At 32.6% G+C, this 13,028-nt stretch carries 6 protein-coding genes; all 6 read left to right on the forward strand.

What is annotated here, in order from left to right; translation table 11 throughout:
* Positions 1-767, forward strand: a 767-nt coding sequence (locus MR593_RS05570; RefSeq protein WP_290690630.1) for a dipeptidase, incomplete at its 5' end; no start/stop codon positions are given.
* 22 nt (positions 768-789) lie between these two features.
* A complete protein-coding gene (locus MR593_RS05575; RefSeq protein WP_290690633.1) occupies positions 790-2,706 on the forward strand; it encodes a UvrD-helicase domain-containing protein in 1,917 nt (638 codons plus the stop codon).
* Positions 2,690-4,903: an ATP-dependent helicase gene (locus tag MR593_RS05580; RefSeq protein WP_290690636.1), complete on the forward strand. Its 2,214-nt coding sequence runs from the start codon at positions 2,690-2,692 to the stop codon at positions 4,901-4,903. Before MR593_RS05575 ends, MR593_RS05580 begins: the two co-directional genes overlap by 17 nt.
* A complete protein-coding gene (locus tag MR593_RS05585; RefSeq protein ID WP_290690639.1) occupies positions 4,903-5,646 on the forward strand; it encodes a PD-(D/E)XK nuclease family protein in 744 nt (247 codons plus the stop codon). The genes MR593_RS05580 and MR593_RS05585 overlap by 1 nt, the downstream gene beginning before the upstream one ends.
* Complete coding sequence (addB, locus tag MR593_RS05590; protein WP_290690641.1) at positions 5,646-9,107, forward strand: helicase-exonuclease AddAB subunit AddB; 3,462 nt, start codon at positions 5,646-5,648, stop codon at positions 9,105-9,107. Before MR593_RS05585 ends, addB begins: the two co-directional genes overlap by 1 nt.
* Positions 9,104-13,003 (forward strand): helicase-exonuclease AddAB subunit AddA, encoded by a 3,900-nt coding sequence (gene addA / locus MR593_RS05595; protein WP_290690643.1) that lies wholly within the window; start codon positions 9,104-9,106, stop codon positions 13,001-13,003. Before addB ends, addA begins: the two co-directional genes overlap by 4 nt.
* Positions 13,004-13,028 lie beyond the last annotated feature (25 nt).

Here is a 13,028-nt window from a genome sequence, read left to right on the forward strand (position 1 = left end):
TAGACTTATTTCACAATGAGATCGAAGCTAATAGGGACGACATAGGATTAGTTTTGTCATATCAGGATATATTGAGAAACTCAGAGCAAAATAAGATGTCGGCTCTTTTGTCTATAGAAGAAGGAGCTTGTTGTCAGGGAGATTTAGGTATTCTTAGAAATTTTTATAGACTAGGAGTTAGGATGATGACTCTTACTTGGAATTATGAAAACGAGCTTGGATTTCCCAATGAAATAATAGATGGCGAGTTAGTTGTTGATAGAGGATTGAAGAAAACTGGATTTGAATTCATAGAAGAAATCGAAAGATTAGGTATTATAATAGATGTTTCACATTTATCAGATGCAGGCTTTTACGATATACTAGAAAATACTAAAAAGCCTTTTGTAGCTAGCCATTCAAATGCGAGAGGATTGTGTAACAATAAACGTAATTTAACAGATGATATGATAAAAAAATTATCAGATAGAGGTGGAGTTATGGGAATTAATTTCTTCTCATATTTTTTAAACGACAATGCTACTTCTAGTTCTGATGCTAAAATAGACGATATGATAGCACATATGAAGTACATAAAAAATATAGGCGGAATCGAATGTATCGGTCTTGGAAGCGACTTCGACGGAATCAGCTGTAGAGTCGAGGTAGAGAACGCATCAAAAATGCAAATTTTAGCGAAAAAAATGAAAAAAGAAGGATTTACGGAGGATGAAATAGAACATATATTCTATAAAAATGTTTTGAATTTATTTAAAGAAGTACTTTAATAAATATGTAAGAGGTCGAAGCTTGCTAAATGCAGGCTTTAATCTTTTGAGAGAAGGTGATGGTGTGAAAAATTTATTTACGAGCTTAGAGGATAGAAAAAATATTGTAAAAAAATATTTAGAGATAATAAAAAACAACAATTTTAAATCGAATAATATATTGATGCTAGTCGACAATAATGTGATTAGATTAAATTACATAAGACAGATGAATTTGGATTTGAGTGAGGAACTCAAAATATGTACTTACAGTCAATTTGTAAGAGAGGAGATTACAAAGTACTGGCCTATTATATCTGGTGTTTGTAAAGATATAGTAAATAAAAGCTTGTCTCCGATTTTTATATCGACTAATTTAAAGACTTATATATTTGAGACCAAGGTGGCAGATAATAGAAATCAAAAAAATTACTTTGCAGATATTACGGGGACTAATAGATCTATAGCTTCTAATATTGTGAATAATTTAGATCATGCTATCTATAACGATATAGACTATAGGACTATAGGTGAGAAAATATACAATTCAAAATCTAATAAAGACAATATAGACAGATTTTCGTATAGCCAAATGGACGAGATAATAGGCGAATATATGCAGGAAATGCTCAAAAATTCTATGGTGGATAATAGCATCAGTGTTTATTTATACAATAATTATTTGTTAAAGGATGAGCTTTATTTAGAGCAACTATCTGAGAGATATGATTATTTATTTGTGGATGATTTGCAAAATATAGGTGCTAGTCAGGTATCGCTAATAGATTTTTTTGATAAACGAGATAAGGAGATATATCTTTATTTAGACGGTAATAAATATTTTTCTTCTTTTATAAAAAATGATCTAAAATATGTATGCGATAATTTACTAGAAGAGGATCAATATTATTCGAATGTAGGTATTTTTGATTTAATAAATATGCCTGTAAAGATAGAACTAGATCAATCTAGTCAATTATACAGTGAGATGATAGCTAGAATAATAGATAAGGTAAAAGAGCTAGTTGGTAAAGGCGTATCTATGGGGGATATATGTATAATAACTCCTGTCAATACACCTGTGTTGGATTACGACATTTCAACTGAGCTTGAAAAAAGCAAAATAGAGGTTTTGAGCACTAAAAAGGACAGCAAAATTATAGATTATCCATATGGAAATCTTCTATATGTGGCAGTGGCAATTTTCTGCAAACTCCAAAATCACGTCAAGGAAGAGGAATTTATAAATTTTATCCAAATTCTATTTGATGTAAATAGAATAAAATCATGTAAAATATACAAAAATAGGGATAAAGATGAATCTTATATAGAGATAATAAAATATATAGAAGAAAAGAGAGATGAAAATTTAAGCATAGGAGAATTTTTAATAAAATTCTACATAGATAAGGTTTTGAATTTAAAAGAAGGCAGAAAAAACGTGTCGATTTGCAAAAATATAGTTTCGGAAAGTGAAGCTTTTACAGAGTGTTTGGATAAATTGGATTTAAAGGATAATAAGAGCAAGGAGGAGATTTTCTTAACTTCTCTGAAGAGATTTATAAAGGACTACTTTGTAGCTAGGGATATAGAGGATATAAAATCGCAGGATAAAGTATTGATAAGCACGCCTTTTTCGTATATATACAATAGAATAAATAGAAAGGTTCAAATCTGGGTAGATATAGGCAGCAATGCTTGGAATATGAAAATCGAGAGAGACTTGTCGAATCCAATAGTTTTAAAAAAATCATTTGAAGAAGGCAAAGTTTATACGAGTGAAATAGAAGACGACTACAAAAAGTACTACCTTTACAACACTGTTTACAATCTATTAAAATCGTGTGAAAGAGTATATGCATATAAAAGCGACTACTCTATAAATGGGTATATTCAGGAGAGCGGATTGTACAGCTTAGTGCTTAGATTAATTGACAAGGGGGATGAAGATTTTGAGTGAGATAAATTATAGAAAAGACCAAATACCTATAATAAACTACAGCGAGGGCACTATGGCAGTACCGGCAGTTCCAGGCGCTGGCAAGACCTTTATAGTCACTAATCTAGTAGCCAAGCTTTTGACTGAAAATAAAAACCAAAAGGGAAAAATCCTAATCCTGACATATATGAACAGTGCAGTCAACAACTTCAAAGGAAGAATCAAAAAAATTCTAGAGGAAAAGGGCATCGAGTCCACAAATGGATTTGAAGTCATGACTATACATTCGCTTGCAGTCAAGATAATCAAGGAAAAGCCAGAGGTCATGATGCTGAGTGATGAATTCAATATAGCCGACGAGCTACAAAAGACTGTGATATTAAACGATTGTATAAGCACATTTAGAGCTAGCGGTGGAGAGACAGCTTTTAGGTATTTTTTAAAAGAACAAAAAAATCCAACGTGGTACCAGAGACAGCTAGATGCTTGGGAGGGTGGATTTTTCGATTTAGTTTCAAGTGCAATAAGCTCTCTAAAGTACAACGATATAACCCCTAAAAAGCTAGACGAGATGACCTATAGCAATAAGGGAATTTTAAAAATAATAACTTTTATATATAAAGAATACGATAAAAAATTAAAACAAAACGGCCTTTTAGATTACGACGATTTGTTGATTTACGCGTACAAGACTCTATGTGTAGATGAAGGCTTGAGGGAGAAATTTCAAAACAAGTACAGATATGTATTCGAGGATGAGTGCCAGGATTCAAATGAGATTCAAGGAAAAATAATTAAATTAATCTGTGAAAAGAGCAATAATTTAGTCAGAGTTGGAGATATTAACCAAAGTATAACAGGTACATTTTCATCCTCAGATCCTAAATTTTTTAAGCAGTTTATGCACGATGCAGAGCACTGCTACGAGATGAATATGTCTAATAGAAGCTCTAAGGACATATTAAATCTGGCTAATAGCCTTGTAAAATTTGTATGTAACGAACTGAAACAGTTAGAATGCAGAGAGGCTCTTCAGGAAATCGAGATACAAACAGTAGAAAAGGGACAAGGTTACAAGGAAAATCCACAGCCAGATGGATATCAAATAAGCACTAGATGGTACAATACATTTGAAGAGGAAATAGAAAAAACTGTCAGATATGTAAAAGGTATAAAAAACAAATATCCAGATAAAAGCATAGGTATATTGGTTCCTTATAACGCACAGGTAAGTCAAGTTGCAAAAGTGCTTGAAAGAGAAGAATTAGAATTTGAGGAGTTAGGTCCAAATTCAAAAAATAAGAGAAGAGTTATAAATAATTTAGCAGATATAATAGATTTTATAATAAACTGCGATAAAATAGATAAGCTTATAAAAGTGCTTTCAGATGTATTTATCAAGACAGATAATAAAGAAGGTAAAAAGGATTTTCTAAATATGCTAGAAAAGTATAGCGTCGAGGAGCTTTTATACACAGATATAAAGGACAAACCTCTAATAATAGACGATAAATGTGAGATGTATGTAACTTTTAAAAGAGGATTAGATGTTTTAGTTGAAATTTTAGATTATTCTACTATAAGAATAGACAAGCTAATTTTATTTATAAAGGACAGACTTGTTCTAGAAGAAGAGGAAAAAGCACTCGTCGATTATGTGGCATTTTACGTCAGATATTTGATAAATGAAACTCCGAACTTAACCTTGAAAGAGGTATTAGATGTCTTATCAGATGGAAGCAATAAGGTATTCAATCATATAATAGATGTAGTTTATGAGATAAATGGGTATGAACCACAGCCTGGAAGTATAACAGTTTGCAATTACCACAAATCAAAGGGTATGGAATGGGACTGTGTATTTCTACTTCAAATGACTCAGTATAATTTCCCGGATAATATAAATTGTAAATTCCAGTGCGACAAATGGTATTTAAAGGACAAATACAAAAATACAGAGGCACTGATTAAAAGCCAGATAGATTTGATTGTAAATGGAAAATTGACAGAAAATCATTATAAACAGACTAAAATCGATTTGATAAATGAAAAAATCAGATTATTATACGTTGGAATAACTAGAGCAAAGGAAATGCTTATAATGTCCGGTAGCAGTTTCAAAACAGAAGAAGACAACAAAAAGCAAGAGCAAAGGCCTTGTCTATATTTGAGAAAATTAAACGAAATAATAAAAAGAGAGAAGGAGATGATTAAATAATGAATGAAAAACTTAAACACTTTGTCTACAGTCAGAATTCACTTAACACATTTAAATCATGTCCTTTGAAGTTTAAATATAAATACATAGATAATATAAACTGGAAGTTCGAAGGTATAGAGAGCAGAGAATACTACAAGGGCTTAAAAACAGGAAGTGAATTTCACTTATTGTGTGAAAGGTATTTTAAAAATATTCCAATTGGAGAAAATATAAGTGATGAGTTTAAATCTTGGATAGAAAAAGTCAAAAACTTGATTCCAATCGAACATTCGAAGGTTTATCTACCTGAGTATGAGGTTAGAACTAAAATATATGGAAGCTATTTATCTGCAAAATACGACTTAGTCATAATCGGCGAGAATAGTATAGAAATTTGGGATTGGAAAACGGAGTCTCAAAAGACAAGCTATAAAAATATTGAAAGTAGAATGCAGACAGTAGTTTATATGTATTTAGCAAAGGAGATTATCGCTAAAATCTATAAAAAGGATATTCCTTATGAAAATATAACTATGAATTACTTTAGATTGAAAATAGATCAAAAACCTATAACTATAGCTTACACAGAGGAAAAACATATCAGAAATAAATCTATTATAGAGAATTATATAAATAATATAGAGAGTATAGATTTTGATGGGTATATAGATAAAAATAAAAAGCACTGTAAATACTGCGAGTTTAACAAGCTATGTAATAATCAATCTATAAATTACGAAATGATAAAGGAGGAGGAGTGATGGGACTTAGATTTGTATTTGGAAGAGGTGGCAGCGGAAAGAGCACCTATCTATTAAATGAAATAAAAGCTCGAGTTCAAGACGATGAGACGACACCTGTTGTGCTATTAGTTCCAGAACAGTACTCTTTTGAAATGGAAAAAAAGGTTAGTTCACTGTATTTAGGCGAGCAAAAGGACAAATATATGAGGACTAGAGTGTTCTCATTTAATACTATGAGTGCGTTCGTGTTCACTCAAGCAGGTGGTCTAACAGACGTAAATATAAATTCAAGTGGGAAGGCGATGATAACGTATAAGGCAATTGAAAATGTTTTAGACGATTTAAATGTATTTTCAAAGGCAGCTACACAGACTGGATTTGTCGGTTCTATGAGTGAGATGATAAGTGAGCTAAAGCAGTACAACGTAAATTACGATATGCTTGAATATATTTCAGAGGATATACAAAACGAGACTCTTAAGCTAAAACTAAAGGATATAAGCAAGATTTATGAAGCGTTTGAAAATCAATTACACGAAAATTATATAGATTCTCAGGATATGTTAGGTTCGCTAGCTCAGAAATTGGAGAAGACTACTTATTTTGACGGGAGCTACATATATATAGATGAGTTCACAGGGTTTACTCCTAAGCAGTACTCGATTTTAGCTGGTTTGATGAGAAAGGCGAAGGAAGTGACGATATCTCTTACAGTAGATAGTGTGAATTATTTGCAATACAGAAAAAACGATCCTTTTTCAAGAACTAAGTACACTTATGAGAAGCTAAGAAAAATAGCTATGGACAATGGAATAAAGATAAATTCACACGTGGATTTAAATAAGGGTAAGATAAAGAGATTTGAAAATAACGACGAGCTACTTCATTTAGAGAGATATTACAACGCCTACCCATATAGGGAGTACGAAAAGGATGTCAATTACATCAAGGTCAAGGAATTCAACAACCTATACGATGAGGTAGAGCATATCGCCAAGGAGATAGTAAATTTAGTCAGAGATAAAAACGTGAGATATAGAGATATAACTGTCGCTACTAGAGATTTAAATAAATACGACTTTTTAGTACATTCTATATTCGACGAATACGAAATACCTAATTTCATAGACAAGAAAAGAGATATAAAGTCGAACCCAATAGTAGTTTTGATAACTTCAGCTCTTGAAATGAAAAATAAGAGATATTCGTATGAAGTAATGTTTAGATACTTAAAAAGCGGATTTATAGGGTTAACAGTAGATGAAGTCAGTCTGATAGAAAATTACGTAATATTAAACGGCATAAAAGGCAAAAAATGGCTAGAAGAAAAATGGGAGTACAGAGCCATAAACAATTACAACGCTGATATGTCAGAGGAAGAAGCTACTACTATAGATAGAATAAATCAAATAAAAGATAGAGCGCTAAACCCTGTTTTAAAGCTACAGGAAAATCTAAAGGGCAAGAAAAGCTGCAGAGAAATATGTAGATGTATATACGATTTTTTAGTCGAATTAAATATGGAGCAAAATATATACGATTTAGTCGAGAGCTTCAAGGAAAAAGGAGAACTAGATATCGCGAGCCAGTATTCTCAGGTTTGGGATATAGTGATAGATATACTAGATCAAATTGTAGAAATAATGGGAGATGATGTAGTCTCAATAGATAAATTCGTAAAAATAATAGGTCTTGGATTTGAGGAGTACGAGCTCGGATTAGTCCCTCCGAGTGTAGATCAGGTCTTAGTAAGTAGTGTAGACAGAATGAAAAATCCAGACACGAAGTACCTTTATTTAATCGGAGTTACAGATGGAGTATTTCCTTTGATTTCAAAGGAAAAGGGAATACTTAGCGACAAGGATAGAAATACTCTACTAGATAGAGGAGTGGAGCTAGATATAGACAGCAAGACAAAGACTTTTGAGGAGCAGTTTTTAGTTTATAAGGCATTGACATCTACTTCTGAGAATTTGATTTTGACTTATCCAGTTGCAGATTCAGAGGGAAAAAGCTTGAGACCTTCTATAATAATTTCTAGACTTAAAAAGATTTTCAAAAAACTAGAGGTAGAGAGCTACCTATTAGATTTAAAAAAGGAAACAGAAGAGGAAATGCTAGATGAGGTAACTGTAAAATCTCCTACATTTAACAGAATGGTCAACAAAATAAAGTCATTTGACAATGGAGAAGAGATAGAAAATCTATGGTTAGATGTCTATAGATATTTTGCAAATGACGATAAGTACGGCGAGATTACGACTAAGATAATTTCAGGGCTTACTTACACAAATATGGTTCAAAATGTGTCTGAAGAAAAGATAAAGAAATTATACGAAACTAATAATTTAAGTATATCTAGACTGGAAAAATACTCGTCTTGTCCATTTGCTTATTTTATACAATACGGTCTAAAGGCACAGGAGAGAAGAGAGTATTCATTTGCAGCACCTGATTTAGGTACATTTATACACAATATAATGTATGAGTTTTCAAAATCACTTGAAAAGGAAAATTTAACATGGAATGAAATCAACGAAGCTTATATAGAGAAAAAGGTAAATTCGATTGTAGATTTTATGATTTCGCAAATACCTGGGTTTATATTAAATAGCTCTCCTAGATATAAGTACTTGTCATATAGACTTAAGAGAATGCTGATTGCGGCGATCAATATAATCGCAACACAGATTAGATCTGGAGAATTTGAACCAATAGACTACGAAGTCAACTTTGGGCAAACAGGAAAATATCCGCCTATAAAGATAATACTAGAGGATGGAAAGGAAATTAATCTAGTCGGTCAGATAGATAGAATCGACGAATTTGATGAAAATGACGATAAATACATCAGAATAGTAGATTACAAATCATCTGACAAAAATATAAGCCTTACAGAAGTTTACTACGGACTTCAGCTTCAATTACTAGTCTATCTAGATGCGATATTGGAGAGCTTTATAAAGAAGGGAAGGAGTATTCATCCAGCGGCAATTTTATACTGCAAGATAGACAATCCGATTGCGAAGTTCAACGAAAACAAAGAGGAAGAGCAAATTGACGAGGAAATTTTAAAGCAATCTAAGATGAAGGGATTGCTCGCAAAGGATGTGCACATAATCAAAAAGATGGATAAATCACTATATGAAGAGGACGTGAAATCATCGCTAATAGTTCCAGTCACTTTAAATAAAGATGGAAGCTTGTCAAAGAGCACAAACGGCGTGACTTATGAAGAATTTGAAGTGCTTAGAAAATACGTAAAATACGAGATAAAAGAATTATGTCAAGGCATGCTAGGTGGAGATATAAGCATAAATCCTAACAAACACAAGGACAAAACTTCATGTGATTTCTGCCTATACAATGCAATTTGTCAATTTGACCCTACACTTAAGGACAACAATTACAAAATAATAAAGGATAAAAAGAACGAGGAAATTATTAGAATGATGGCTGAGGAGGTGGAAGAAGAATGAGTACCCCAAAATGGACAATAGAGCAACAAAACGTAATCGACAGTAGAGGTGGAAACCTGCTAGTTGCGGCTGCTGCCGGCTCTGGTAAAACTGCCGTACTTGTAGAGCGTATAATCCAGATGATTTTAAATGAGGATTTAAAAATAGATATAGACAAATTATTAGTAGTTACCTTCACAAATGCAGCTGCATCTGAGATGAGGGAGAGAATAGGAGATGCTATTTCTAAGAAATTAGACGAAAACCCAGAAAACGAACACCTTCAAGATCAGCTAGTTCTTTTAAATAAGGCGAGCATAACTACAATACACTCATTTTGTCTAGAGGTTATAAAGTCGAATTTCCACAAGATAAATTTAGACCCTAATTTTAGGATAGGAGATGAGACAGAGTGCTCGCTTATGAAATTAGAGGCTATAGATGAGACATTTGATATGCTTTACGAGAAAAACGACGAGGAATTCTGCTATTTAGTGGATTGTTATGCAGAAAAAAGAGGAGATACAAATTTACAAAAGCTTATTTTATCAATATACAGCTTTGTAATGGCGTCTCCATATCCAAAGGTATGGCTAAGAGAAAGTGCAGAAGACTTCAATGTCGATGAAAACTTCGATTTTGCGACATCTAAGTGGGCAAAGGCTATACTTGAAACTGTTAAGATTCAAATTGAGGGTATCGAAAAATCTATTCAAAGGGCTATTGAGGATGTCGAGGACATAGATGAACTGGCGACTTTCACAGATAAATTGAGGATAGAGCACCAAATGATAAAAGATATATCGATTGCATGTGAAACATCGTGGACTGATGCTCACAATAAAATTTCAAATATAAAATTTGAAAATTACGCCAAAGGAGTAAAGAGAATTCCAAAAGATGCTCCTTACTATATAAAGGAAGAAAAAGACAAGGCAAAAAAAATAAGAGACAACGCAAAAAAATCAATTGAGAAAATCAGAGGATCTGTATTTAATAAGCCTTACGAGGATTTAAACGACGAAATCAGATTTTTATATCCTGTAGTCAAATCTCTTTCAGATGTAGTTTTAATATTTGAAGAAATCTACAGCCAAAAGAAGAGAGAGAAGGGAATAATAGACTTCAACGATATAGAGCATTTTGCACTTAGAATTTTAACTGAGACAGATGAAAACGGAGAATTTTTATTCGACGAAAATGGAAGAAATATCCCTTCAGATATAGCACTTGAGTATAGAGACAAATTCTATGAAATATTCATAGACGAGTACCAAGACAGTAACCAGGTTCAGGAGGTAATACTTTCTACTATAGCTAAGCAAAAAGAGCCAAACAGATTTATGGTCGGCGATGTAAAACAGAGTATTTATAGATTTAGACAGGCAAAACCCGAGATATTTTTGCAAAAATACGCAACCTACGATACAGATTTATCTAGCAAATATAAAAAGATAATGCTATACAAAAACTTCAGAAGTAGAAAAGAAGTAGTCGACAGTGTAAATTATATTTTTGAGCATATAATGAGCGAAAATCTAGGTGAAATAGAGTACAACGAAGAAGAGAGATTGAACTTAGGTGCGAGCTTTGAAGAGATAGATGATGAAAAAGTAATCTTAGGTGGACCTACAGAAATCCACTTGATGGAAAAGAAAGTAGATGAAGTCGAAAATCCTGAGGAGGAAGAGGTAGACGACGAGGATTTAGATGCAAGTCAAATAGAAGCTAGAATGGTTGGAAAGATAATAAAGGATATCTTAAAGCCAAATGAAAACGGCGAGAGAATGCAGGTATTTGACAAGAGATTGGGGATGTACAGAGATGTGGATTACAAGGATATAGTGATCTTGCTCAGAGCGACATCTGCGTGGGCGCCTGTATTTGCTGAAGAGCTCATAAATATGGATATCCCAACTTACGCAGACATCGGACAAGGGTATTTTGAGACTATGGAAATACAAGTTATAATGTCGTATCTAAAGGTAATTGACAATCCAATGCAGGATATTCCACTTATTGCTATTTTGAGATCTCCTATATATGGTTTTACACCAGAGGAATTCATCGATATCAGAGTTGTGGATAAAAAGGTCAGCTTTTATGAGGCTATGAAGATTTTTGTAGGCGAAAAAATCGATGTACAGGAAGTTGTCGTTGAGGATGAACAACAGGATTTAGATGGTGAAGTTGAGATACAAGAAAATATATATGATTATTATCAAGATATCGAACCTGAAGGTTTTATATGCAATGAAGAAGATTTAGAAGAAGAAAATCCACTTAAACAAAAGGTTAGAAGATTCTTAGACGATTTAAAAGAGCTTCAAGAAAAATCTATGTATATGAGTACAGATGAATTTTTATGGTATATATATACAAATAGTGGCTATTATGCATACTGTGGTGCACTACCTGGAGGAAGCCAAAGACAGGCGAACTTGAGAATACTATTTGAAAGGGCTAAACAATTTGAAGAGACTAGCTTCAAGGGAATATTTAATTTTATAAATTTTATAAGCAAGTTAAAAAAATCAAATTCAGATATGGGAAGTGCCAAGACTCTAGGAGAAAATGCAAATGTAGTCAGAATAATGAGTATCCACAAAAGTAAGGGCTTGGAATTCCCTATAGTAATTTGCTCTGGAATGGGTAGAAATTTCAACACTATGGACTTTAGAAATGACGTATTGTACCATCACGAGCTTGGATACGGACCACAAATCGTGGATTTCGAGAGAAGAATTTCATATCCAAGTATCGCCAAGGAAGCCTTAAAGTGTAAAATAAACATAGAAAATATATCAGAGGAGATGAGAATCCTATATGTAGCACTTACAAGGGCAAAAGAAAAGCTTATAATAACAGGTTCAGTAAGAGATATAGAAAAAAACATCCACAAGTGGTCTTCAAATATATCTAGAGAAAAATCAGTTTCAAAATACGATATTTTAAACGGAAAAAATTATCTAGATTGGATGATGCCGGCATTGATAAAACACGAGGATTTAAAATCTATAAGAGAGATGTACAATATATCAACAGATATATCTATAGAGGATGAATCTAAGTGGTCTATAAAAACATGGAAAAAGGAAGACATAGATTTTGAGAGACAGGAAAAAGAAGGCATAAGAGAAATTCTAGACAATATGGATTTATCCAAAAACGATACAGAATACTATGGAGAAATCGAAAGAAAGCTTGATTTCGAATACCCTTATGAGGCAGTTGTAAAAAAAGCCGCTAGTATATCTGTAACAGAAATAAAGAAAAGACAAGAGGCTTATGAAGAAGAGGATATATCAGCTAGTTTATACAGACAAAAAACTACACTTAAGAAACCCAAATTCATAAACGAAGACGAAAAAGAAGAAAAGCTAACAGGAGCTAAAAGAGGTACAGTAGTCCACTTGATAATGGAGGTTCTAGATTTAAACAAGGTATCTACAGAGGATGAAATAAAAGCTCAAATCGAGAGCTTAGTAAAGAGAAATATAATAACTGAAAAGGAATCAAAGGTTCTAACTCCTAGAAAGATATCGAAATTTTTCCAATCTCCTATTGGAAGCAGGATGTTAGCTTCAAATTTTGTAAAAAGAGAACAAAAAATATACACTCAAATAAAAATGAACGATATATACGTAAACGATGAAGAATTTAAAAATAACAGTGAAACTTACAAAGATGAATCAATTATGCTTAGAGGTGTAATCGATGTGTACTTTGAAGAGGACGATCAAATAGTTATTTTGGATTACAAGACAGATAAGGTATATAATAATAAAGAAGAAATAGTATACAGGTACAAAAAGCAATTAGATATTTATGCAGAGGCGCTTTCTATATTGACGGGGAAAACAGTAAAGGAAAAGTATTTGTATTTATTTAGCATAAATCAAGAGATAAAGGTTTAAAGGAGAGAAAAATGAAATTTATTCA

This window comes from Intestinibacter sp., from assembly GCF_022780145.1.
Taxonomy (GTDB): domain Bacteria; phylum Bacillota; class Clostridia; order Peptostreptococcales; family Peptostreptococcaceae; genus Intestinibacter.

Bases quoted from the DNA above. Each gene is read 5' to 3' on its own strand.
- MR593_RS05580 (WP_290690636.1), top strand. From the start codon at position 2,690: ATGAAGATTTTGAGTGAGATAAATTATAGAAAAGACCAAATACCTATA.
- MR593_RS05585 (WP_290690639.1), top strand. From the start codon at position 4,903: ATGAATGAAAAACTTAAACACTTTGTCTACAGTCAGAATTCACTTAAC.
- addB (WP_290690641.1), top strand. From the start codon at position 5,646: ATGGGACTTAGATTTGTATTTGGAAGAGGTGGCAGCGGAAAGAGCACC.
- addA (WP_290690643.1), top strand. From the start codon at position 9,104: ATGAGTACCCCAAAATGGACAATAGAGCAACAAAACGTAATCGACAGT.